This window comes from Chitinophaga sp. 9-1-y, from assembly GCF_059511905.2.
The window spans coordinates 6,895,706-6,918,964 of sequence record NZ_CM197955.1 but is presented as its reverse complement, the minus strand read 5'-3'; the positions used below and the strand labels follow the sequence as shown (position 1 = coordinate 6,918,964).

General features: G+C 45.2%; 21 protein-coding genes. 8 read left to right on the top strand and 13 right to left on the bottom strand.

All coding sequences use genetic code 11. The features are described from left to right. Positions 1 to 33: 33 nt before the first annotated feature. The 4 genes from serC to AC5ZC7_RS27305 form a co-directional block, all read right to left on the bottom strand. Entirely contained in the window at positions 34 to 1,143 is a 1,110-nt protein-coding gene (serC, locus tag AC5ZC7_RS27320; protein WP_496162211.1) for a 3-phosphoserine/phosphohydroxythreonine transaminase, read from the bottom strand. Positions 1,144 to 1,299: 156 nt separating this feature from the next. Next, positions 1,300 to 2,280 carry a zinc dependent phospholipase C family protein gene (locus AC5ZC7_RS27315; protein WP_496162210.1) on the bottom strand — a complete coding sequence of 327 codons (981 nt, stop codon included), beginning with the start codon at positions 2,278 to 2,280 and terminating at the stop codon, positions 1,300 to 1,302. Between the two features lie 91 nt (positions 2,281 to 2,371). Continuing rightward, on the bottom strand, positions 2,372 to 2,980 hold the full coding sequence (locus AC5ZC7_RS27310) for a DUF502 domain-containing protein (RefSeq protein ID WP_496162209.1): 609 nt from the start codon (positions 2,978 to 2,980) through the stop codon (positions 2,372 to 2,374). A gap of 174 nt (positions 2,981 to 3,154) precedes the next feature. Next, positions 3,155 to 3,316 (bottom strand): hypothetical protein, encoded by a 162-nt coding sequence (locus AC5ZC7_RS27305; RefSeq protein ID WP_496162208.1) that lies wholly within the window; start codon positions 3,314 to 3,316, stop codon positions 3,155 to 3,157. A 26-nt stretch (positions 3,317 to 3,342) separates the two neighbouring features. Here AC5ZC7_RS27305 and AC5ZC7_RS27300 point away from each other — a divergent pair, with 26 nt between their 5' ends. The 6 genes from AC5ZC7_RS27300 to AC5ZC7_RS27275 all read left to right on the top strand — a co-directional run bounded on the left by AC5ZC7_RS27300 (position 3,343) and on the right by AC5ZC7_RS27275 (position 13,170). After that, positions 3,343 to 3,954 carry a TetR family transcriptional regulator gene (locus AC5ZC7_RS27300; protein WP_496162207.1) on the top strand — a complete coding sequence of 204 codons (612 nt, stop codon included), beginning with the start codon at positions 3,343 to 3,345 and terminating at the stop codon, positions 3,952 to 3,954. Between the two features lie 5 nt (positions 3,955 to 3,959). Further along, on the top strand, positions 3,960 to 5,321 hold the full coding sequence (locus AC5ZC7_RS27295) for a TolC family protein (protein ID WP_496162206.1): 1,362 nt from the start codon (positions 3,960 to 3,962) through the stop codon (positions 5,319 to 5,321). A 37-nt stretch (positions 5,322 to 5,358) separates the two neighbouring features. Beyond that, complete coding sequence (locus AC5ZC7_RS27290; protein ID WP_496162205.1) at positions 5,359 to 6,483, top strand: efflux RND transporter periplasmic adaptor subunit; 1,125 nt, start codon at positions 5,359 to 5,361, stop codon at positions 6,481 to 6,483. A 29-nt stretch (positions 6,484 to 6,512) separates the two neighbouring features. After that, the gene (locus AC5ZC7_RS27285; protein WP_496162204.1) at positions 6,513 to 10,067 is read left to right on the top strand and encodes an efflux RND transporter permease subunit; all 3,555 of its coding nucleotides are present in this window, start codon (positions 6,513 to 6,515) and stop codon (positions 10,065 to 10,067) included. A gap of 397 nt (positions 10,068 to 10,464) precedes the next feature. Further along, a complete protein-coding gene (kynU, locus tag AC5ZC7_RS27280; protein ID WP_496162203.1) occupies positions 10,465 to 11,733 on the top strand; it encodes a kynureninase in 1,269 nt (422 codons plus the stop codon). Between the two features lie 9 nt (positions 11,734 to 11,742). Further along, positions 11,743 to 13,170, top strand: coding sequence for a 2'-5' RNA ligase family protein (locus tag AC5ZC7_RS27275; RefSeq protein ID WP_496162202.1), 1,428 nt, complete (start codon positions 11,743 to 11,745; stop codon positions 13,168 to 13,170). A gap of 106 nt (positions 13,171 to 13,276) precedes the next feature. Here AC5ZC7_RS27275 and AC5ZC7_RS27270 read toward each other — a convergent pair whose 3' ends face one another. The 3 genes from AC5ZC7_RS27270 to AC5ZC7_RS27260 form a co-directional block, all read right to left on the bottom strand. Continuing rightward, the gene (locus AC5ZC7_RS27270) at positions 13,277 to 14,023 is read right to left on the bottom strand and encodes a GIN domain-containing protein (protein WP_496162201.1); all 747 of its coding nucleotides are present in this window, start codon (positions 14,021 to 14,023) and stop codon (positions 13,277 to 13,279) included. A gap of 218 nt (positions 14,024 to 14,241) precedes the next feature. Further along, a complete protein-coding gene (locus tag AC5ZC7_RS27265) occupies positions 14,242 to 14,559 on the bottom strand; it encodes a carboxypeptidase-like regulatory domain-containing protein (RefSeq protein ID WP_496162200.1) in 318 nt (105 codons plus the stop codon). Positions 14,560 to 14,813: 254 nt separating this feature from the next. Beyond that, positions 14,814 to 15,560 (bottom strand): Bax inhibitor-1/YccA family membrane protein, encoded by a 747-nt coding sequence (locus tag AC5ZC7_RS27260; protein WP_496162199.1) that lies wholly within the window; start codon positions 15,558 to 15,560, stop codon positions 14,814 to 14,816. Positions 15,561 to 15,840: 280 nt separating this feature from the next. Here AC5ZC7_RS27260 and AC5ZC7_RS27255 point away from each other — a divergent pair, with 280 nt between their 5' ends. Both AC5ZC7_RS27255 and AC5ZC7_RS27250 read left to right on the top strand, forming a co-directional pair. Next, complete coding sequence (locus tag AC5ZC7_RS27255; RefSeq protein WP_496162198.1) at positions 15,841 to 17,691, top strand: 2-oxoacid:acceptor oxidoreductase subunit alpha; 1,851 nt, start codon at positions 15,841 to 15,843, stop codon at positions 17,689 to 17,691. A gap of 128 nt (positions 17,692 to 17,819) precedes the next feature. Next, complete coding sequence (locus AC5ZC7_RS27250; protein WP_496162197.1) at positions 17,820 to 18,407, top strand: DUF6134 family protein; 588 nt, start codon at positions 17,820 to 17,822, stop codon at positions 18,405 to 18,407. 11 nt (positions 18,408 to 18,418) lie between these two features. Here AC5ZC7_RS27250 and AC5ZC7_RS27245 read toward each other — a convergent pair whose 3' ends face one another. The 6 genes from AC5ZC7_RS27245 to gldA all read right to left on the bottom strand — a co-directional run bounded on the left by AC5ZC7_RS27245 (position 18,419) and on the right by gldA (position 22,922). Continuing rightward, on the bottom strand, positions 18,419 to 19,147 hold the full coding sequence (locus AC5ZC7_RS27245) for a DUF2071 domain-containing protein (RefSeq protein WP_496162196.1): 729 nt from the start codon (positions 19,145 to 19,147) through the stop codon (positions 18,419 to 18,421). 2 nt (positions 19,148 to 19,149) lie between these two features. Continuing rightward, complete coding sequence (nth, locus tag AC5ZC7_RS27240) at positions 19,150 to 19,797, bottom strand: endonuclease III (protein ID WP_496162195.1); 648 nt, start codon at positions 19,795 to 19,797, stop codon at positions 19,150 to 19,152. A gap of 40 nt (positions 19,798 to 19,837) precedes the next feature. Continuing rightward, on the bottom strand, positions 19,838 to 20,056 hold the full coding sequence (locus AC5ZC7_RS27235; protein ID WP_496162194.1) for a hypothetical protein: 219 nt from the start codon (positions 20,054 to 20,056) through the stop codon (positions 19,838 to 19,840). A gap of 109 nt (positions 20,057 to 20,165) precedes the next feature. Continuing rightward, entirely contained in the window at positions 20,166 to 20,453 is a 288-nt protein-coding gene (locus AC5ZC7_RS27230) for a septum formation initiator family protein (RefSeq protein ID WP_496162193.1), read from the bottom strand. Between the two features lie 142 nt (positions 20,454 to 20,595). Beyond that, on the bottom strand, positions 20,596 to 21,885 hold the full coding sequence (gene eno / locus AC5ZC7_RS27225) for a phosphopyruvate hydratase (protein WP_496162192.1): 1,290 nt from the start codon (positions 21,883 to 21,885) through the stop codon (positions 20,596 to 20,598). Between the two features lie 122 nt (positions 21,886 to 22,007). Next, positions 22,008 to 22,922, bottom strand: coding sequence for a gliding motility-associated ABC transporter ATP-binding subunit GldA (gene gldA, locus AC5ZC7_RS27220; protein ID WP_496162191.1), 915 nt, complete (start codon positions 22,920 to 22,922; stop codon positions 22,008 to 22,010). Between the last annotated feature and the right edge of the window lie 337 nt (positions 22,923 to 23,259).

Genomic DNA, 23,259 nt, shown 5'->3' with positions numbered 1-23,259 from the left:
CCACAACTCCGTAGCTGTTAAGGAGAAAAAATTTTAGGCCTTTTTCAGGGAGAAATATTTCATGGCTTCCACCATTACTTCTACACTCTCATAAGGCAGGGCGTTATACATAGATACCCGGAATCCGCCAGACAGGCGATGTCCTTTGATACCTACAATGTCTTCTTTTTTACAGAATTTCAGGAACTCTTCTTCCATTTCCGGCTTATCCATAATGAAGCAGGCATTCATTTTACTACGGTCTTCTTTTACCACGGTGCCGCGGAACAGCGGGTTATGGTCAATTTCATCGTAGAGCAATGCTGCTTTCTTATCATTTATTTTTTCAATAGCAGGGATACCGCCTTGCTCTTTCAGCCAGCGCAGGGTAAGCATGGAAATATACACGGCGAAAACGGGAGGGGTATTCAGCATAGAGCCGTTTTCGATGTGATTCCGGTAGTCCAGTATAGCGGGTATTTTGCGCGATACCTTCCCCAGCATGCTTTTGCGTATAGCTACCATGGTAGCGCCAGCAGCGCCCATGTTTTTCTGTACACCGGCATAAATCAGCGAGTACTTGTTAAAGTCCATACTGCGACTCATGATGTCACTACTCATGTCTGCTACCAGGGGGACATCGGTAACAGGCGTCATATGCCACTGCGTACCATAAATGGTATTGTTAGTGGTAATATGCAGGTAACTGGCTTGAGGCGGGATGGTAAACTGCTTGGGGATGTGATTGTAGTTGCTTTCTTTGGAGCTCGCCACTACATCGGCGAAGCCAAACAATTTTGCTTCTTTGATAGCCTTATTGGACCAAACGCCGGTATCTACATAAGCGGCCGTTTCACTGCTTTCCAGCAGGTTCATGGGCACTTGCATAAATTGCGTGGTGGCGCCGCCATGTAAAAAGAGCACTTCAAAGTCGTCATCAAGCTGCATCAGTTCCCTCACCAGGTTGCGCGCCTCGTCCATCACCGCAATAAACGGTTGTGTTCTGTGTCCAATCTCCAGTATAGACATACCCGACCCTTCAAAGTCGATCAGCGCTTTACTGGCCTTGTACAATACCTCGTTAGGTAATACAGAAGGACCTGCGTTAAAATTATGCACCTTCATGTTGCGATTCAGATTAAATTCATTTTTTGATCTTTCCACTTTGTTTTGGTTTTTCTAAGGAAACGGAAAAAAACGGCACGGGTGTTTTATAATAAAACCTAAGGTGCGTGGTGTAGGATAGGCTAAAAGATGGTATGGGCAAAGATAAAATTTCTTTTCTAATTATTAAGTATTACCATAAATATTTTAGCCGTTTTACTCCTCCCTAACGGGTAATTGCCCTTGTAACCATTGTTGTTGCAGCTTTTGCACCTCCTGTAACTCCTCCGGGGTAAGGGTTGTATGGGTCAGCTCCCGTAAAGAAGGCTGCCCTGCATTCACCCAGGCCGTATACCAGGCCGCCGCCACCCCCGCTATCGCATTTTTCATGCGCCGGGCTACCATATCACCCATCGATAAATAGTACGCTTTCGTATAGTCATCTGCGTAAGTACGTATCAATACTCCGTTTCGGTTTTCATACGCATACTTACGACCTGGCGGAAACTGCGCGCTTAGCCGCTTTTCATACTGCAATACAGTATCTGCGGCCTGGCCACTCACCCGGATAATATCCCAGATAAAGGTGCGCGGCTCCCGGATATAAACGGCTTTCCCGGCCCAGTAATCAAATTCCTGGTCGGCCAGCAACTCGGGAATGCGCGATTCCCATAAGCCATGTATGCCCTGCTGTCCCGTAAACTGCCCGTTATGATTGGAACAGGCATGCAGGGGAACATGTGCATCTGCTACATAATGCCCTAATTCCGCCGATAACTGTAGGATACGCTGCTGGTCCCTGTCACGGAAAGCTTTGGTAAGCATAGCCATCATCTTTTCAAGATGCCAGGGCAAGATGCCGTTGCGGTTCAGCGAATCGGCCGTATACCGTGCCACGGCATCTGCCCAGTTACGGGGAATGTGATCATATGGCGGCGTATCAAACAAATCTATATCAATGAAGTGCCGGGCGCCTTCCGCCGCCACTGCATAACGGCGTTTGTCCGGATCTGTGGCATGCACGGTAAGATATTCCAGTGCCGGCTTATACAAAATCATCATTTCCGGGGGCAGGCAAAATACGGCCAGCCGGTTAATGCGTTGATGCGCAAAAAATCCCCAGGCATGGGCATCTTCACATGATAATATCAATACAGAAAATAATACGGAAATCCGCAGGTAGGCTTGGGTTAACATATGGCTATATATTTTTTGGGAAGATAAATATAGCCATTTTTTTTCCGCAAAAACGAAAAGGAATCCTTTGCGCCTTTGCGGGAAAATTTAATTAAATATTGGTGACACCACCACTTACGGCAAATTTCATGGCTTCTCCGGCAGATATATTGGTTAACTCTTTCACCCGGTCTTTAGGCACCATAAATACCTTACCCGTAATGGCGTAGGCATGCGGCACATATACTGCCATGTAGCCCTCCAGCCCAAAATTGCTGACATCCGTCTGCGTAATGAACCCCATCTCCCAAACATCTACCCCATAAATCTGCACCAGCACCGGGTGGTCAAATTTTTTCTTCTCGCCCACAAAGGCATCAAATACATCCTTAATGGAGGTATAGATGTACTTGATAAACGGGGTGCGCTCCAACAGGTGGTCAAACAAATCAAAGATTCTGCCTATAATAAAAGAGGAGCTAAGGTATCCTACCACGATAATCAACAGGAATACCAATGCAAATCCTACCCCCTTGTATTTCAGAAAACTGAAAGAGGCGCCATCCGGAATCATCTCTTTGGGAATAATGTTATCAATGGTAACAAAAGCCCAGTACAGGGTGAGCGCCGTAATTCCTATGGGAGCCAGGATAAGCAGGCCCTGAAAGAAATAACGCAACAGCCTCGATGCAAATACCTTAAATCTAAGTTTTGGCGACATGGTTTGTGATTAGAAGCGCAAAATTAGTCAATAAAGCGGATGATGTGAGCGGATTTTGTCTTTGTGCAGGATTAGGCTCATTATGCTGATTATATTTGAAAGATTTAAAAAGATGATAACAGACATCTTCCCTCATCTCCTAAAATCAAAAAATAAAAAATCAGTATAATCAGTCTAATCCTGCACAAAGACAAAATCCAGCCACATTATCCACGCTCCGATGGCTTTTTGCTGTCGGCCTTCCGCTTTTTGCGTATCAATCAATGTTGCCACATGTAAAAAATAAATACTGGAAACTTTGGAAGTTTGGAAAGTTTCCATAGTTTTGTAGTGCATAACAAGAGGGTTATTGCTGTAAAATTATGGAAGTACAGGAACGTATTATGGACACGGCTTTCAGCCTGTTTCGTCAGTTTGGTACCCGCTCAATTACCATGGACGACATCGCTGTAAAAATGGGCATATCCAAGAAAACACTATATGCTCACTTCACCGATAAGGATGATATGGTTACCCAAACCATCAGCCGGTTCATAGAAGTGGTCAATGAAGAATGCCTGGCAGACCGCCAAAAGTCCAAAGACGCTATTGACGAACTATTCCTGGTAATGGAGATGATCGATCGCCGCCTGCGGAACATGAACCCGGTAATTATGCTGGATCTTCACAAATTTCACTCAAAAGCCTACCAGGTTTTCGAAGAATATCAGAACAACACCCTCGCTACCATGATCCGTGAGAACATGGAAAGAGGTATCAGTGAAGGAGTTTACCGGCCGGATCTTGATATCCGGATACTAACACAATACCGTATCCATTCCTGCATGATCTGCTTTAAACCCGAAATATTCCCCGGTAGCCATGATATGAATAAGGTGCAGCGGGTGTTACTGGAAAATTTTTTGTACGGAGTAGCTTCCCTGAAAGGATACCAGCTTATTGAAGAATATAAACAACTATCGCAAAATAAATAAACACTATGCTATCAATCAAAAGGCTCACCAGTATGGCTTTTGTGGTATGGCTACTGTCTGTGGCCAGCAACGTCAGCGCCCAGCAACAGCCGCTCCTCACCGAGCCCATCAGCCTGTCTGCTAAAGAAGCGGTAGACTACGCACTGGCTAATCAGAGCTCCGTGAAAACTGCCAAACTGGACGAGCTGATACAACTGGCTAAAAATAAAGAAATCAGCGGTATGGCACTGCCAAACATCGCTGGCGCAGGTTCTTACCAGTATAATCCTATTACCCAGAAGCAAATGTTCAATATGAGGAACTTTGGGTTACCTAAAGATTCCTTTACCGTAGTGTCATTCCAGTTGCCACACAATTTGCTGGGAGAAGTAAAACTTACGCAAACACTCTTCGATCCAAGCGTACTCGTAGCCTTACAGGCACGTAAAACATTGGAAGTACTGGTGTCACAAAATGTGACCAAAAGCCAGATCGATGTAAAGTCCAATGTATACAAGGCATACTACAATGTACTGTCCGCCAATAAAGCACTCGCTATTCTTTCAGAAAACCTCAGCTCCCTGGAAAAAATTCTCGGTGAAACCAAAGAGATTTATAAGAATGGATTAGTGGAAAAACTGGATGTAGACCGCCTCATCGTACAGTATACCAACCTGCAAACAGAGCAAACCAAACTCCGCAACCTGGTGGAATTAGGTACCGCTTCACTGAAATATCAAATGGGGATGCCGCTTAAACAGGCGATCACGTTAACGGATACACTGTCTACCGAAAAAATAGTGGCAGATGTACTGGACATGGATAAATTCGACTACTCCCAACGTATAGAATACCAGTTACTGCAATCACAGAAAAAGGCCAATGAATATGATCTGAAAAGATACAAAATGAAAGGCCTGCCATCGTTACAAGTATTTGCTTCTACCGGCGCCATCCGCGGAAGTGATAAGTTTGACTACTTTCAAAACCAGATGTGGTACGGCTACCTCAACACAGGATTAAACCTGTCTGTACCCATCTTCACCGGTTTGCAACGCAAACGCCAGGTAGATCAGGCATGGCTCAACGTAAAGAAAAGTGAAGTGGCTATTGAAAATGCGAAGCTCGGTATAGATCTCGAAAGAGAACAATCTGCCTCTACTTTCCGTAACAACGTGCTTACATTGGAAGCACAGGAAAAAAATATGGGACTTGCACAGGATGTATATCATACTACACAAGTCAAATATAGAGAGGGCGTAGGTTCCAGCCTGGAAATGACCACTGCGGAAAATGACCTGCTCACAGCGCAAAATAATTATTTCACTGCTTTGTTCAATGCTATCGTTGCTAAAATAGACCTGCTGAAATCATACGGCAAACTATAAGCTTAACTATTACAATCACCATTTCACTACTATAAACATGACCAAAAGATATTCTTTCCTGATTCCCATTATCACACTTGTACTGGCTGCCTGTGGCGGTGGTGGAGGAAATAAAGCGGAGCAACTGCAGCAGTTGAAACAACAGAAAGTAAAGTTCAATGAAGACATCGACAAGAAAATTGCTGCACTGGAAAAGGAAGTAGGTACAAAAGATACGGTACTGAAAATGAAAGATGTAGCCGTAACAGCAGTAACCGATACATTATTTGAACACTATATCGATGTACAGGGTAGCGTAGATGCCCGTGAAAACGTAAACGTTTCTGCCCGTGTGCCCGGCGTAATCACCGGTATCTTCGTAAGAGAAGGCCAGTCGGTAAGCCAGGGACAAACACTCGCACAGGTAGATGACCAGGTGTTAAAGGCAAACATGGCAGAACTGCGTACACAAATGGATCTTGCCAACACACTGTACGAAAAACAAAAGAATTTATGGGCGCAGAAAATAGGTTCTGAAGTACAATACCTGAATGCTAAAAATCAAAAGGAAAGCCTGGAAAGGAAAATGGCTACCCTGCAGGATCAACAGTCGCAAACCCGCATCATAGCACCGATCAGCGGAACGGTAGATGCGGTGATTGCTAAAGTGGGCGACAACGCAGCACCCGGCGCACCAGCCTTCCGCGTAGTAAATGCCAACAACCTGAAAATAACAGCTAATGTGGCAGAAGCATACGCCGGTTTGTTGAAAACAGGCGATCCGGTAGTTATTGCGTTTCCGGATATCAACCGCGAAATCCGCAGCACTATTGGCTTCGCTTCCAAAACAATTGATCCGCTGAGCCGTACTATCAAAATTGAAGTGCCGCTGAAAGCCGATAACAGCCTGCGTCCCAACATGATTGCACATATCAGGATTGTGGATTACACCGCAAAAAATGCCGTGGTAATTCCCGTAAGCGTTATTCAATATACTTCCGGTAAACCTTTTGTAATGGTAGCGCAAAGTACCAATGGTAAAATGGTGGCACAGCGCAAAACAATAGAACTGGGCCGCACTTACAATGATAAGGCGGAAATCAAAACAGGGTTGGATAAAGGTGATAAAATTATCACTACAGGTTTTCAGGGACTGAACGATAACGACCTGATTAAATTATAAAGGGGCTGCCACCAGCTAAAACCAAGTGTATGCAAGATAATCTCCATAAAGAATTTAAGCCTACCAGTTGGGCCATTGATAATAAGGTGAGCGTTTACGTAGCCACTATTATCATTGCGCTCGCAGGTATTCTTTCCTATAATACACTGCCAAAGGAACAGTTCCCGGAAGTAGTGTTTCCGCAATTCTATATCAATACGGTTAACGCAGGTACGTCTCCGGAAGATATGGAAACCACGATCACCAAACCGATCGAAAAACAACTGAACGGTATTTCAGGGGTGAAAAAGATCAAGAGTACATCCATGCAGGATTTCTCTGCGATCACGATCGAATTCAATGCGAATGAAGATATTGAAGCGGCCCGCCAACGGGTACGGGAGAAAGTGGATGATGCCAAAAAGGATCTGCCACAAAACCTGACCCAGGAGCCACAAATCGTGAAGATGGATGTATCGCAGATTCCCATCATGAACGTAAACCTCTCCGGCGATTTCGACCTGCAAACTCTTAAAAAGTATGCAGATGATATGAAAGACCGCATTGAAGCGTTGAATGAAATTACCCGGGTTGACCTGGTAGGTGAACTGGAACGTGAGATCCAGATCAACGTGGACAAATACAAAATGGATGCGGCCAAAATCAGCTTCGAGGATATCATTGGTGCCATACAGGGAGAAAACATTACGATCTCCGGGGGGCTGGTAGCCATGGACGGTCAGAAACGGACCCTCAGTGTAAAAGGAGAATATAAAGACCCCGCAAGAATTGGTAATATTATTGTACGCGGACAGTCAGGTGCAACCGTATACCTGAGAGATATCGCCAATGTGGTAGATGGTTTCCTGGAACAGGAAAGCTACGCCCGCCTGGAAGGGAAAAATGTAATCACCCTCAACGTTGTTAAGCAGAGTGGTAAAAACCTGATTGATGCATCAGACAAAATACAGGCGATTACAAAAGATATGAAGGAAAACTATTTTCCTAAAAATCTGAATGTAACCATCACCGCTGATCAGTCTAAGTCTACCCGCGTAACACTGCACGACCTGATCAATACTATCATTATCGGCTTCCTGCTGGTAACCATTATCCTCATGTTCTTCATGGGAGCAGTGAACGCGATCTTCGTGGCGCTGTCGGTACCTATTTCCATGTTCATCGCCTTCCTGCTGATGCCGGTGTATGGCTTTACGCTGAACATGATGGTACTTTTCTCTTTCTTGCTGGCATTAGGTATTGTGGTGGATGATGCCATTGTGGTCATTGAAAACGTACACCGTATTTTCAATGAGCGAAAGGACCTGGGGATTGTGAAGGCCGCGAAGATCGCGGCCGGAGAGGTGTTCCTGCCAGTATTTTCAGGTACGCTTACGGTATTGGCGCCTTTCGTTCCATTACTTTTCTGGCCTGGAGTAATCGGTAAATTCATGTTCTACTTACCGGTAACCCTCATCACTACACTCGGTGCTTCACTGGTGGTAGCCTATATCATCAACCCGGTTTTTGCGGTTGATTTCATGGATCGCCATGAAGGAGAAAATCATCCGAAGCCAAGATTCGATAAGAAATTTGCGATTCTCTCCGGTGTATTTGCGCTGGTGGCATTGATTGGATACGCTAATGGCAGTGTGGGAGTAGGTAACTTTGTGATCTTCCTGTACCTGATGATTGTACTGGAGCGTTTCTGGTTAGGCGGTGTTGCCCGTCATTTCCAGCATGTTTTCTGGCCTAAAGTACAGGAGCGCTACAAACTTATTCTGAAATGGTGTTTGTTGGGCTGGCGTCCGGTATGGATTGTAATTGCCACTTTCGGCCTGCTGATCTTCAGCATCATGCTCACGGCTATACGAAATCCTAAAGTAGTGTTCTTCCCACAGGCAGATCCGAACTTTATTTACACTTATATAGAATTACCTAATGGTACAGATCAGGTATACACGGACTCTATTACCAAGATTGTAGAGAACCGTATCAATAAAGTATTGGGCCCTCACAATCCAATTGTGGAATCAGTGATTTCCAACGTAGCGAAAGGTGCGGGCGATCCTTCCCAGATGGATATGAGCACACAGCCACAGAAGGGTAAAGTAACCGTTGCTTTCGTGGAATTTGGCGCCAGGAATAACCAGTCTACCGTACAATACCTCGATAAAATTCGGGATGCCGTGAAGGGTATTCCCGGTACCAATATCACGGTAGAGCAGGAGCAGGGCGGTCCGCCAACCGGTAAGCCGATCAATATTGAAATCAGTGGTGATAACTTCGATGAGCTGACAGGTACTTCGTTCAGACTTAAACGTTACCTCGACTCCCTGCAGATTGGTGGTGTGGAAGAACTGAAAAGCGATTTTGAGGATAATAAGCCGGAAATCGTAGTGAACATTGACCGGGAAAGGGCAAATGCGGAAGGTATTTCTACCAGGCAGATTGGAAGTACGCTCCGTGCAGCATTGTTCGGTGCAGAAGCGTCCAAGATCCGTGATGCCAAAGATGAGTATAAGATTATGGTGAGATTGAAAGAGGATCAGCGGAATAATATCAACAACCTGATGAACCTCAACCTGGTATACCGGGATATGAATATGGGGGGCGCTATCCGCCAGGTACCATTGTCCGCTGTAGCAGATATTCATTATTCCAATACCTATGCAGGGATCAAACGTATCGACCAGAAACGCGTTATTACGCTGTATTCCAACATATTAACCGGCTTCAATGCCAATGAAGTGGTGCAGCATATTGAAACTTCGCTGCATGACTTTACCCATCCGTCGTCAGTATTAATTAAAATGACCGGGGAGCAGGAAGATCAGCAGGAAACGATGAACTTCCTGATGATGGCAATGCTCGGCGCATTTGGTCTCATTTTGATGATCATGGTGACGCAGTTTAACTCGATTGGCCGTCCGATGATCATTTTTATGGAAATTTTGTTCAGTATCATAGGGGTATTCCTGGGCTTCTCCATCTTTAAGATGAGTATTTCCATAGTAATGACCGGTGTGGGTATTATGGCGCTGGCAGGTATCGTGGTAAGGAATGGTATCGTACTGGTAGAATTCACGGATTTACTGATTCAGCAGAAAACGCCGGTGTACGAGGCAGTGGTGGAAGCAGGTAAAACCCGTATGACGCCGGTAATCTTAACCGCTATTGCGGCTATATTGGGACTTATTCCGCTGGCAGTGGGCTTCAATATTGACTTTGCGTCGTTGTTCAGTGAGTTTAAGCCGCATATTTTCTTCGGAGGTGATAACGTAGCGTTCTGGGGACCGCTGGCCTGGACAATGGTGTTTGGATTGGTGTTTGCCACCTTCCTGACCCTGATCATGGTGCCGGTAATGTATGCCATGAACAAGCGTTCCATCGATGTTTTGGACAGGTATAACCTGCCGAGGGGACTTAAATACGCACCATTCGTGGTATTGGTGATCAAGATATTCATGAAACGGTCAGATGTGAGGATGTTACACGATCCTAAGTACACGTCTACCAAGCCATATAACTTCTTTCCGGAACCAGAAGTAGCTGAAGAAGAGCCGGTGATAGGGAAGAAAGTGGGCGGAATTTCCGTTAATTAAAGATTTTTCAATACAGTGTAACAGTTGTAGGTTAACAGTCTCCGTCCCGATTCTTCGGGACGGATTTTTTTTTGTATATTGTAGCCGAAATGGCTTTTTTGCTTTCATTAACAAATTTTAACATTTGGAATGAGCGGCATTTGATTAGCCTTTATTACTTTTGACCCTTCAGACAGTGTTACACGTTACTAGCCATATACAGCCTTAGCCTTATATGCCATGATAAATAAGAAGTGAGATATTAAAAGACAGTCTGTTTTGAACCGTTAGGCCATTTAGCCTGTAAGAATTTAGAAAGATATAGATAGATAAGAAATAAGAAGTACAGCTTTGCTTGACAACTAGCAGAAATCGCCATTAAAAGAGCAACACTAAGGCGCATCAAGATTGGAAGACCATGGAGTACGTAGCATCGTTAGCGTTTGCTAAAGAGAAGGACCAGCAGGATCCATTACATAAATTCAGAGACCAGTTTCATTTTCCACAACGTAACGGAAAGGATGCTATTTATTTATGTGGCAACTCACTCGGTTTACAGTCAAAGAATGTTAAAGCAGCTATAGAACAGGAGTTGACGGATTGGCAACAATGTGCAGTAGAAGGTTATTGGTCGGCGCAGCATCCGTGGTTATATTATCAGCAATATTGCAGTAAGCCGTTGACAGGTATGATGGGCGCAAGCCGCCAGGAGTTGACGGTGATGAATACGCTGACGGTAAATCTGCATTTGATGATGCTTAGTTTTTACCGACCAAACAAACAGCGGTTTAAAGTGTTAATGGAGGCGGGAGCTTTTCCCAGCGACCAATACGCAGTTGAGACACAGGTTAAGTTTCATGGTTACGATCCTGAAAGTGCAATTATAGAAGTTTCTCCGCGACCCGGAGAACATTTGATAAGATTAGAAGATATTTTAGAGATTATTAACAGAGAAAGTGATAGCTTAGCACTGGTTTTATTTGGAGGTATAAATTACTATACCGGACAGTTTTTTGATATACCCGCTATAACAGCAGCTGCTCATAAGGCAGGCGCTTACGCAGGTTTCGACCTGGCACATGTAGCTGGAAATATACCGGTAGCATTGCACGATTGGGAAGTAGATTTTGCCGTTTGGTGCTCTTATAAGTACCTGAATGGCGGTCCCGGCGCAGTAGGAGGCGCTTTTGTGCATGAGAAACATGCCAGTAACCGCGATTTTATTCGTTTAGGTGGCTGGTGGGGCAATGAAGAGAGTGCTCGTTTTAAAATGGAAAAAGGGTTTGTGCCTAAAAAAGAAGCTGAAGGATGGCAACAAAGCACCGCTCAGGTGTTTAATATGGTTAGCCTGAAAGCCTCCCTGGAATTATTTGAAGCAGCCGGTATCGGCGCTTTACGTACCAAGAGTATAGGAATGACCAATTATCTTGAATTCCTGTTACGACAGTTAAAAGGCATAAATTTCCAGATTATAACACCGGAAAATTGTAATGAACGTGGCGCTCAGTTATCTTTGTTGTTCCAGGATAAAGGTAAAGAAATACATCAACGGATGACCGATGCCGGTATAATCGTTGATTGGAGAGAGCCCGGAGTTGTCAGGGTATCACCGGCACCCTTATATAACTCCTATCAGGACGTATTTCATTTTTATGAAATCATAGCTAATATTGCTTCAAACGCTTAATTAAGTAAGATGACTTTTGAGAGAAACGAACGCCCCCGCAGGCCTTATTCTTCTGATACCAACAAAGAGAATGATCCCAATAAGGAGAAAGGCGATGACAAACCCAATTTAAATAACGAGCGGGAAGGCGGCAAGCCCGACTACAACAGTGGAAGCTCTGAGGGGCGCACTGGTTACAATCGAGAAGGCGGATATCGTCCGCGTACTGATTACAATCGTGATGGCGGCGGTGGCGGCTACAACCGTGAAGGCGGTGGTGGTGGTTACAATCGTGATGGTGGCGGCGGCTACAACCGTGAAGGTGGTGGCGGTGGTTACAATCGTGAAGGCGGCGGTGGCTACGGCGGCGGCGGCGGATATGACCGTGGCGGTGGCGGCGGTTACAATCGCGGTGGCGGTGGTTACGGCGGCGGTGGCGGCTACAACCGTGAAGGTGGTGGCGGTGGCTACAACCGTGAAGGCGGTGGTGGTGGCTACAACCGTGAAGGCGGTGGTGGTGGCTACAATCGCGAAGGCGGTGGTGGTGGCTACAACCGTGAAGGCGGTGGTGGTGGCTACAATCGCGAAGGCGGTGGTGGTTACAATCGCGGCGGTGGCGGCGGTGGTTACGACCGCGGCGGTGGCGGCGGTGGTTACAATCGCGGCGGTGGCGGCGGTGGTTACGATCGTGGCGGCGGCGGTGGTGGTTACAATCGCGGCGGTGGCGGCGGTGGTTACGATCGCGGCGGTGGCGGCGGTGGTTACAATCGCGGCGGCGGCGGTGGTGGTTACGATCGCGGCGGTGGCGGCGGTGGTTACAACCGTGGCGGCGGCGGCGGTGGATACCGTGGTGGCGGAAACCCAAGACAGGGCGGAAGACCTCAACGCTTTGAACCAAAACCTGATAACAAAATTTACTTTATCGCCCTCCTGCCAACTGCAGAAGTAGGTAAAGAAATCATAAAAATCAAACAGGAATTTGCAGAACAATATGGTCCTATGTACGCACTGAAAGTGTTGCCACATATCACCCTGCAGGTACCTTTCACGGCTGATCCGGCATTGGAAAAAGCTTTCTGTGATGAACTGACAGAGTTTGCCAAAACACAGGCACCTTTCGAAGTATCCCTGAAAGGCTTCGGTACTTTCCCGAACAAACAAAACCGTGTACTCTTCATCAACGTGGAAAAAAGTGAAACCATGTCTGCTATGCACCGTCAACTGATCAACTTCCTGCGTAAGGAATTTGGTTTCAGTACAATGCTGGCACGTACAGGATTTACTCCTCACGTAACCGTGGCCTTTAAAGACCTGGAAGATGACCAGTTTAATAAAGCATGGCCTGAATATGAAAACAAGGAATATGAGGCTACCTTCAAGGTAAATAACCTCTACTTCCTCCGTCACAACGGTAAATCATGGGAAGTGCTGCAGAAATGCAAATTAGGTGGCGCCTGATAAATGCCCCATCTGTAAAATATCAAAAGGCCTCCGCAAATGCGGGGGCCTTTTTCGTTTATAAACACAGACAGTATAACGGTGTAGGTTATACGAACTTAATAACTTATTGCTGGATGACTTTGCCAGATCCCATTATCTTGCTGGCCACACTGGCTCCTCCCTTATAACGAACATTACCACTGCCATATATCTGCACATCCAGGTGCTGCTGCACAAAAGTGCTATGTTCGCCGGACCCAGTGATCGTAATATTGGCTTTTTGTACCTCCATGCCTATACCATCTACATTTCCACTGCCGTTAATTTCACTGTTATGAATGTCGGCATTGCCTTTCAGCACCATATTACCGGAACCATTAATAGTAGTACTGAGTGCGTTGGTCGCTAATGTCAGCCAGCCGGCACCACTCCCGTTCACTTCATATTTGAAAAGCGATGTTCGTATGGTATCCTGATTATCTACCGTGCCGGAGCCATCAAATTGCAGCCGTTGAAAAATAGGACTTTGTATATAAATCTTTATTGGTAAATGGCGCCGAAGTATCTTGCGGTCACGGATGCGTATATACAAAGTATTACTGCGTACACCTGTTTCCACTATGCCAATGATATTATCTTCCGCAGTAATGCCTAATGTAGTCGTTACACCTTGTTTCAGATGTACCTCAAAATCTCCGGATACTTCCACATCTGTAAGCGGACTAATAGTACGGGTTTCAGTCACCACATGGCCCGAACCATCGATATTGTCTTTGGTACAACTGGAAAGTATAAAACTGAAGATGGCTATCATCAATAGTAACCACCCAACACTTAAACTGGTATATGTAATGATAAACTGCTTTTTCATGTCGTCATTTTTTAGGGGGCTTTAAGAAATGACGTCCGGAAAAACACATACCCCTACGCAGGTATCTGATTTCCGGGAAAAAGAGAAGGAGGAAGGAGGTAAAAGTAGCCACACACGCGGCAATGACCACAAAAAAAATAAGCCGGCCGTACAGACGTACGGAACCGGCTTTCTGATTAACCCCTATGAAAACAAACTATTGCTCTTATTTAATTTTTTTAATGTGCTAATTTAATTTCTCCCAAATCGGTAGACTTTCCTTCATCTACTCTAACATCTGTAACAGTTGCAGGTTTAAATGGCGCTTTCGCTCCTATAATAACGGTATATGCACCCGCTTTCGCATGTTCAAAACTAAATGCGCCGTCAGTAACGGCAGATGTCAATGTATCTGTTCCCTGAATGGCCCAGGCTTCCGTGGCTCCTTCTGCCGGTGTTACTTTACCAGCTATGGTACCACCATCAACGCCCTTAAATGCGAATGCTCCAAACGCTACAGCTGCAAGTGCTAACATGATTACTTTAATCTTCTTCATAGCTTACAATTTTAAATGGTTCAACAATAAAGGTTATATGGCAAGTAAAAATGTTAGCATTGTTTTGTTAACTGTTTTTATGATGTGAAAGAACTTGTTGTTGAATACCGATTTTGCAATTACGGTGCCATAATATTTTGATCGGCTGCCATTTAACATATCTTTTGGAAGATGTTAACAAAAACAAGATCAGTTAAAATAAAAAAAAAGCCCCGTCCGTTCGGACAGGGCTGAGAATTACATGTGTTATGTTGTTATTTTCTACTATTCAAATTCATTAACAAACGCAGTATTTCGAGATAGAGCCAGATCAATGCCAACAGCAGAGAGAAGGAAGCATACCACTCAAAATATTTAGGTGCGCCCATAGCAGCGCCGGTTTCAATATCATCAAAGTTCAGAATAAGTCTTAATGCTGCAATCGCTACAATGAAAAGGGAAATACCGATACTCAATGGGCTACCTGGTGCCAATGCGGGCATAGCAACATGGAACAAACCTAATACAAAGGTGGCCAGATAGAAAATCACGATGCCAAGCATCGCAGTGAAGATAATGGCCCGGAGTTTTGCCGTAGCACGTATTACGCCTGTACGATATAATACCAGCATCGCTACAAAGGTGCCCAATGTCAGGCCTATTGCCTGAAAGGCAATCCCCTGGTACTTAGCATTGAATAACGCAGTAACGCATCCCAGGAATAAACCTTCTGCCAATGCGTAAGCAGGGGCAATATATGGTGACCATTCTTTTTTAAAGATCATGATAAAAGCCAGGATAGTGCCCACAATAGCACCGCCTATGGCCAGTAAGCCTGCCTGCCCCATCTCACCTTTGGTGATTAAGCCCCAGCTATATAAAGCAGCAACCAGCAATAATGCAAAAAGGAAAGACATTTTGTTAACAGTGCCACGTATCGTCATGGATTCACCCTGAACAGGTGCCGCCTTACTATACACATCTTGGTTCAGTACAGGGTTGTTCGATTGAAATAGTGCCATAAAGTATAGTTTAAATTTATGGGTTAAAAATACGATTTGATTTGATACCCGGGTATTAGAATCCGGTAAATCCCGCTAAAATTAGCATTTTTATAACCAATAACCCCCGGTTATCACTCATAACTAAAAGTAATGGGAATCGCTGATTTCTGCTGCAATGGTCTACTAAAGTTGTGTACTTTTGTGATCGGATCGGGAATAATATTGCCAGTTAGCGCGTTACTACCGCCCGATTACCTAAATTTACATCTTTAAAAAGAATACCTTAAAAGATAAATAGATGCCTAATACTTCGATTCAACAGCTGGAGGATGTAGTGATAAAATTTGCAGGCGACAGTGGAGACGGGATGCAGTTAACAGGTACCCAGTTTTCAAACAATACCGCGTTATTCGGTAATGACCTGAGCACATTCCCGGACTTCCCGGCCGAAATACGTGCCCCAATAGGTACATTGCCCGGCGTGAGTGGATTCCAGCTACACTTCTCTTCTAACAGAATATTTACCCCTGGTGATGCCTGTGATGTATTGGTGGCCATGAACGCTGCTGCATTGAAAGCTAACCTGAAGGGACTCAAGAAAGGCGGGATCATCCTCGCCAATACCGATGGTTTCGACTCCAAGAATCTTCGCCTCGCCAATTACCCGGAAGGCGTTAATCCCCTGGAAGACGGATCCCTGGCTGCTTATCAGCTGCATACCATGGATGTCACCAAAATGACGCGCGAAGCGCTCAAAGACACGACCCTCGGTATGAAAGAGAAAGACCGTGCAAAAAACATGTTTGTACTGGGCTTCCTCTACTGGTTATATGACCGTAATATGGAGAATACAGAAGTATTCCTCAAAGAGAAATTTGGTAAGAAACCGGAAATCCTGGAGAGTAACCTCAAAGTATTGCATGCCGGTTACAACTTCGCCGATACCGTAGAAGCCTTTACTACCCGCTACCGGGTGGAAAAAGCCCGTATGGAGCCAGGCACCTATCGCAGCATCACCGGCAACACAGCCTTGTCGTACGGCCTGGTAGCAGCTTCCCAGAAAGCTAATCTGCCGCTGTTCCTGGGTACTTACCCTATCACACCGGCTTCGGATATCCTCCATGAACTGAGCCGTTTCAAGAATTTTGGCATCCGTACCTTCCAGGCAGAAGACGAAATTGCAGGGATTACCTCTGCTATCGGCGCTTCTTACGGCGGACATATGGGGGTTACCACTACTTCCGGTCCGGGTATGGCATTGAAAGGCGAGGCCATGGGCCTGGCAGTAATGCTGGAAATTCCGCTGATCATTATAGATATTCAACGCGGCGGACCTTCCACCGGATTGCCTACCAAAACCGAACAATCTGATCTGTTACAGGCTTACTATGGCCGTAACGGCGAATGCCCGATGCCGGTTATTTCTGCCTCCACGCCGGCCGACTGCTTCGACGCTGTATTTGAAGCATTCCGCATCGCAGCGCAGCATATGACGCCGGTTATCTTCCTCAGCGATGGATATATTGCCAATGGTGCTGAACCATGGCGTTTCCCGAAAGCAGCTGACCTGCCAACAATTGAAGTGAAATTCAAGAAAGGGCTGGAAGAAGGAGAGGAGCAGTTCCTGCCTTATCACCGCGACGAAAACCTGGTACGTCCCTGGGCGGTGCCTGGTACGCCGGGACTGGAACACCGCATTGGTGGCCTCGAAAAACAGAATATTACCGGTAACGTTAGCTACGATCCTGAAAACCACCAGCTCATGGTGAAAATTCGCCAGGAGAAAGTAGATAAGATTGCAGATCATATTCCGTTACAGAAAATTGAACTGGGGCCGGAAAAAGGAAAAATACTGGTGCTCGGCTGGGGATCTACTTATGGTGCTATTAAAAGCGCCGTGTTAGACCTGCTCGCAGAAGGACACGAAGTGGCGCATGCACACATCCGTCATATCCGTCCATTCCCTAAAAACCTCGGTGAAATACTCCATAGCTACGATAAAGTATTGATCCCGGAAATCAACAATGGTCAGCTGATCAAAATTATCCGTGATCAGTTCCTCATTGATGCACAAGGCTATAATAAGATTATGGGTGTTCCTATTACGAAAGGAGAACTGGTGACAAAGATCAAAGAAATGCTCGCATAGGTATTCCCACAACATATTGTTTTACTGCACAATAAAAAATCCTGTCCGCCGTGACAGGATTTTTTGTATTTTTCTGTATCGGCAGACTATTCGCAGCTACATTTTTTTGTTAGTTTAAGTTGATTATTATGTATAACCTTTTTCGTGTATTGCTAACCGTTATTACTGTAGCTGTAGTGTATGTACAGGCAAGTGCCCAGGTAAATACTTTTGAAGTGAGAATTGGGAACCATGCGGTAGGCACCATTGAAGCTAACCGTAAAACCAGCGGAGCTGCCAAAAGTATTATTATCAAAACACGTATACAGGTGATGCTATCGAAAATAAACAGCGATATCATTAACGAATACAGTAATAACGTACTCACTAATGCAAAGTCTTCCCGCATTAAAAACGGAGAAGATAAAAAAAGTACCACCACCATCCGTAACGGTAAAGAATATACGATTACGGTAGACGGGGAAAAGTCAGTATTAAATAATGCAGAGATCGAAGAATGTGTGGCAGATCTTTACTTTGCTGAACCCAGGCAGCTCACACGCGTATTCTCTGAAACGCTGGGCCGGTTCCTGCCCTTAAAATCGCTGGGTGGAGGCATGTATGAACTCTCTTTACCGGAAGGGAAAAAGAACATATTTAAATATGAAAATGGTACACTGGTACTGGTAGAAGTTAACCACTCTTTCGGGAAAGCCATCTTTGTAAAAGTCAGCTAAACTTTCTTCGCTTATAAGGTGCCGGTCCGGACTTTTCTACCGGGCATCACGGAGATCTCAGAGCCTGCTGCCAGCAGCGCATTGCGCGGTGGTTGCTGTAGCATGTTTTCGAAAGCTGCACCATAGAGGGCCCGTGTACTGCAATGATAACTGAAATCGCTCACCGGATGGGTATGCCACTGTGGATGAGTAACCTGGTATTCGCCGGTTGTATGATCATCTACCCGCGTATAACCCCAGTAATGCTCCGTAATAAATTCTTCTTCGCTGCCGGTAATAATAGGTTGTGTTGCCCGTGATGCGGTGGCCGTTAAATGATTCCACTCGTTATTTACTTTCCATTTATAGGCTACTTTCAACGTATCAGCGTCCGGGTAGTCCCAGCGATGCTCCATAGGATGTGTGGCATACTTTTCTTTGTAGAGGGTATTTGCCACAAAGGTGATCAATGGCTTGGGAACCAGCTCTTTTACAAATACGACCCCTCTTTTCCAGGTCCCATCCTGTTTGAAACGTACATAGAACCGGAGATTAACTTCTTCAAATGTACGGTGGCCGGGCAAACTAATACCTTTTACCCTTGTATTTTGGAAAAGAAAGCCTACGAGGCTAACATAGTGGGTATTGTTCCAGGTATCCAGCTCTGTATGGGCAGGTAAATAGGCTTTGAGCACCGCCGGATCGGCCTCGAAATTGATCATCAGGAGGTTTCTCCAGGCAGCAGTCAGAAAAGGGCGCATCGTTAGTTGGCTTTTATCAGCTTTGCATAATACTTACAGGCTGGTCTGAGGCCGCATTCCCCACATTTGGGGCTTCTGGCTATGCAGGTATAACGGCCGTGTAAAATGAGCCAATGGTGGGCAATATGTACTTTCTCTTTTGGAATATGTTTCAGTAGTTGCAGTTCCGTTTGCAGCGGTGTTTTGGCGTTGGTGGTCAGTCCAATACGGGCAGATACCCGGAATACGTGTGTATCTACTGCCATATTCGGTTGATGATGTACTACCGAAGTAATTACATTGGCCGTTTTACGGCCTACGCCGGGCAGTTTCACAAGTTCTGGTACGGTGGCAGGTATTTCCCCGTGGAAGTCTTCCACTACCATTTCCGCCATTCCTATGAGGTGTTTGGTTTTATTGTTAGGGTAGCTGATACTCCGTATCAGGGGGAAGAGGTCATCAAAAGTAGCCTTGCTGAGGGCATATACATCCGGGTAAGCGTCAAAGATGGCGGGGGTAGTCATATTAACCCGCTTATCAGTGCATTGGGCAGACAGGATAACAGCTACCAGCAATTGGTATGGATTGTCGTAGATCAGTTCCGTTTCGGCATTGGGCGCATGGTCCTCAAAGTACTTGAGAACAAATGCATAACGCTCTTTTTGAGTCATGCCCTAAAGATAGGAAAAATGAAAAAAGTAAAGACCGTTCTTACTTTTCTTCCGAGGTTTGTTTGTTGGCGGCATAGTCAAAAATAACCTGCAGCGTAGCCGGCCGTGGTGAATAACGAACGGTGTTAAGTGCTGCCTGGGCACTTTCAAAGCAAGCCTGCTCTTCCTGGGTTAAAGAAAGTTCCTCCTGGTGATGTTTAATGTCGCTTTTAGTAACAAGACACAGGGTAGACAGTACAGAAAGTGTAAAATTACTCATGCATTATTATTTTAATACTAAGAATAGGTTCTTTTTTATAACGGTGTAAGCGCTCTATCTATTGTTAATTTAAGATAAATTTTTAAGATACGCAAGAGCAGGGTATGGGTTAGGGCTTAGGGGCGGGGGTGATAATGAACAGGTCTTCATTATCTTTCTTCATATAATACTTTTCGCGGGCAAACTTTTCCAGTTTTTCAGGGCTGGAAAGCAGCTCCTGCTGTTCTTCTTTGGTTTGTTTGATTTCCTGTATAAAGAAAGCTTTCTGGTTTTCCAGTTTATTGACCTCAGACTGGAACTGGTACTGGGACATCAGGTTGGTTTTGTCCAGGAAGGAGATCCATATCACAAAGGCAGCAAAAGCTATGAAGAATTTATTCTTCAAAAACTTTGGCATTTTTTGGATGGATTTGGACCAGAACATATGGCAATTTACTAAAGAATTACGAATTACAAATTACGAAGTTGTGGGGAGATGGTAGCGAATAATATCCGCGTTTACAATCTCCCTACAGGTCGTAATTCGTAATTCGTAATTTTTATTTCTTAACGCTGATAGAGTTAGTAGGATAGATCGCTACTTCACCCAGTGCTTCTTCGATACGCAGTAACTGGTTGTATTTCGCCATACGGTCAGTACGGGAAGCAGAACCTGTTTTGATCTGGCCGCAGTTCAGGGCAACGGCGAGGTCAGCGATGGTAGTATCTTCAGTTTCGCCGGAACGGTGGCTCATGATGGAAGTATAACCAGCTTTGTGGGCCATGTTTACTGCATCGATGGTTTCAGTTACGGTACCGATCTGGTTTACTTTAACCAGGATGCTGTTAGCGATACCTTTATCGATACCTTCTTTCAGGCGCAGTACGTTGGTTACGAATAAATCGTCACCTACCAGCTGTACACGTTTACCGATAGACTCAGTCAGTTTTTTCCAACCATCCCAGTCGTCTTCAGCCATACCGTCTTCGATAGAAACGATCGGATATTTGTTAGCCCATTCTGTCCAGAAAGCCACCATTTCATCGCTGCTGATTACTTTTTGGGAGCTCTTGTAGAATTTGTAGCTCTTGGTAGCTTCATCGTACATTTCGCTGCTGGCAGCATCCAGTGCTATAGCTACCTGGGTACCTGGTTCGTAACCAGCTGCTTTGATAGCTTCCAGTACGGTTTCGATGGCTTCTTCGTTGCTCTGGATTTCAGGAGCAAAACCACCTTCATCACCTACGTTGGTGCTGTAACCTTTCTTCTTCAGTACAGATTTCAGGTGATGGAAGATTTCCACGCCCCAGCGCAGACCTTCAGAGAAAGAAGGTGCACCAACCGGTACAATCATGAATTCCTGGAAGTCAATTTTATTATCTGCGTGTGCACCACCATTGATGATGTTCATTAAAGGAATAGGCAGGGTGAAAGCGTTTACACCGCCGAGGTAGCGATACAGTGGCTGGTTGCTTTCTTCAGCAGCAGCTTTGGCAACGGCCATGCTCACTGCCAGGGTAGCGTTAGCTCCCAGTTTGGCTTTATTTGGAGTACCATCTAATTGAATCAGCATTTTATCGATGCCGGCCTGGTCTGTAACTTCCCAGCCAATCAGTTCTTCCGCAATGATGTCATTTACGTTAGCAACAGCTTGCAGAACGCCTTTACCCATGTAAACACTTTTATCATTATCACGCAGTTCTACGGCTTCGTGCTTACCTGTAGAGGCGCCGGATGGAACTGCTGCACGACCAAAATGGCCGTCTTCGGTGGTTACATCCACTTCAATTGTAGGGTTACCACGGCTGTCGAGAATTTGTCTGGCATGGATTTCTGAAATAGTACTCATAATTCAAAAAATTGTTATTGTTAGCGATATTTAGCGGTTAGCTACCAGCAGTTAGCTGTTAGCTAGACGGATATGTTATATGGTATGCTTCGCTGCACTAGCTTACAGCTGGCAGCTGATGCCTAAGCGCTTTTCGTCATTTCCCGGAAAATAGTTTCCAGGCTTTGTGAATTGCTCTGCAAAGAAAGTATGTTCCGGTTATTAATCAAAGCAAATTGTAGCAGGTTTTTTCTTACCTCATCTACCTGGCTCGTAAATAATTGCCAGCTATGCTCTTCTACGGCCACTACACGGGTGATTCCGCCGATAGACAGCAGCTCGGTTTCCGTAACAGGTTCCGCAAAGGTAACCTGTAAATAACCATTCCCGGTATTGTTTTGCTGCAATACCGACAATTTGTCGTCTGCCACGATTTTTCCCTTGTTAATGATGATGGCGCGGTCGCAAAGCGCGGCTACTTCCTGCATAATATGTGTGGAAAGTATTACCGTTTTATTAGCGCCCAGTTCTTTGATCAGTTGCCGTATATCGGCCAGCTGATTGGGATCCAGGCCGGTAGTAGGTTCATCCAGGATCAGTACTTCAGGGTCGTGCAGCAGGGCCTGGGCCAGGCCTACACGCTGTTTATAGCCATTGGATAGTGCTCCGATCTTTTTATGACGCTCCGGCTGAAGGCCAGTGAGTTGTATTACCGTGTCAATCCTTTGTGTACCAGCCTTTCCCAACTGGTGGATGCCCGCTATAAATTCCAGGAACTCCCTGATATACATATCATAGTACAAAGGATTCGATTCCGGTAGGTAGCCCACTCTTTTGCGTACTTCCAGGGATTGGGTAACGATATCAAAATCACATACGCTGGCCTTCCCACTGGTAGGGGGCAGAAAACCGGTAATCATTTTCATGGTAGTGGATTTTCCGGCGCCATTTGGCCCCAGAAACCCCGTGATTTCGCCCTTTTTTAGCTCGAAGGAGATTGCATCCACTGCCCGTTGTTCCCCGTATACTTTAGTAAGTTCTGATACCTTGATAGACATGTATGCTTGCACGTTTTGCGGGTTCTAATGTACTATAAAAAGAGGATAAACTGTAATGGAGGATATGGCAGAGGCTGGAATACTCTTTTTGTACCAAAATTTCCGGGCTATTCCGGCTTCCCCGGAAGGTTTAATACGGTTTCAACCCTTGCTGCCACGCTTTTCCCCCGTTTTGACACTACTTCAGCGAAATATATATATATTTATAGCGAAATCAACTAACACCTATATGTGAACAAATACACCTGTACTGACATTGGCATATAACTTGCATTTAATGTAACACCTATACGTTATATAACCTATACAGACAAAGCACTACATATAAAACCACTTT

Excerpts from the sequence above, each read along its gene's own strand:
- AC5ZC7_RS27315 (WP_496162210.1), bottom strand. The coding sequence starts at position 2,280 with ATGTTAACCCAAGCCTACCTGCGGATTTCCGTATTATTTTCTGTATTG.
- AC5ZC7_RS27310 (WP_496162209.1), bottom strand. The coding sequence starts at position 2,980 with ATGTCGCCAAAACTTAGATTTAAGGTATTTGCATCGAGGCTGTTGCGT.
- AC5ZC7_RS27305 (WP_496162208.1), bottom strand. The coding sequence starts at position 3,316 with ATGCACTACAAAACTATGGAAACTTTCCAAACTTCCAAAGTTTCCAGT.
- AC5ZC7_RS27300 (WP_496162207.1), top strand. The coding sequence starts at position 3,343 with ATGGAAGTACAGGAACGTATTATGGACACGGCTTTCAGCCTGTTTCGT.
- AC5ZC7_RS27295 (WP_496162206.1), top strand. The coding sequence starts at position 3,960 with ATGCTATCAATCAAAAGGCTCACCAGTATGGCTTTTGTGGTATGGCTA.
- AC5ZC7_RS27290 (WP_496162205.1), top strand. The coding sequence starts at position 5,359 with ATGACCAAAAGATATTCTTTCCTGATTCCCATTATCACACTTGTACTG.
- AC5ZC7_RS27285 (WP_496162204.1), top strand. The coding sequence starts at position 6,513 with ATGCAAGATAATCTCCATAAAGAATTTAAGCCTACCAGTTGGGCCATT.
- kynU (WP_496162203.1), top strand. The coding sequence starts at position 10,465 with ATGGAGTACGTAGCATCGTTAGCGTTTGCTAAAGAGAAGGACCAGCAG.
- AC5ZC7_RS27275 (WP_496162202.1), top strand. The coding sequence starts at position 11,743 with ATGACTTTTGAGAGAAACGAACGCCCCCGCAGGCCTTATTCTTCTGAT.
- AC5ZC7_RS27270 (WP_496162201.1), bottom strand. The coding sequence starts at position 14,023 with ATGAAAAAGCAGTTTATCATTACATATACCAGTTTAAGTGTTGGGTGG.
- AC5ZC7_RS27265 (WP_496162200.1), bottom strand. The coding sequence starts at position 14,559 with ATGAAGAAGATTAAAGTAATCATGTTAGCACTTGCAGCTGTAGCGTTT.
- AC5ZC7_RS27260 (WP_496162199.1), bottom strand. The coding sequence starts at position 15,560 with ATGGCACTATTTCAATCGAACAACCCTGTACTGAACCAAGATGTGTAT.
- AC5ZC7_RS27255 (WP_496162198.1), top strand. The coding sequence starts at position 15,841 with ATGCCTAATACTTCGATTCAACAGCTGGAGGATGTAGTGATAAAATTT.
- AC5ZC7_RS27250 (WP_496162197.1), top strand. The coding sequence starts at position 17,820 with ATGTATAACCTTTTTCGTGTATTGCTAACCGTTATTACTGTAGCTGTA.
- AC5ZC7_RS27245 (WP_496162196.1), bottom strand. The coding sequence starts at position 19,147 with ATGCGCCCTTTTCTGACTGCTGCCTGGAGAAACCTCCTGATGATCAAT.
- nth (WP_496162195.1), bottom strand. The coding sequence starts at position 19,797 with ATGACTCAAAAAGAGCGTTATGCATTTGTTCTCAAGTACTTTGAGGAC.
- AC5ZC7_RS27235 (WP_496162194.1), bottom strand. The coding sequence starts at position 20,056 with ATGAGTAATTTTACACTTTCTGTACTGTCTACCCTGTGTCTTGTTACT.
- AC5ZC7_RS27230 (WP_496162193.1), bottom strand. The coding sequence starts at position 20,453 with ATGCCAAAGTTTTTGAAGAATAAATTCTTCATAGCTTTTGCTGCCTTT.
- eno (WP_496162192.1), bottom strand. The coding sequence starts at position 21,885 with ATGAGTACTATTTCAGAAATCCATGCCAGACAAATTCTCGACAGCCGT.
- gldA (WP_496162191.1), bottom strand. The coding sequence starts at position 22,922 with ATGTCTATCAAGGTATCAGAACTTACTAAAGTATACGGGGAACAACGG.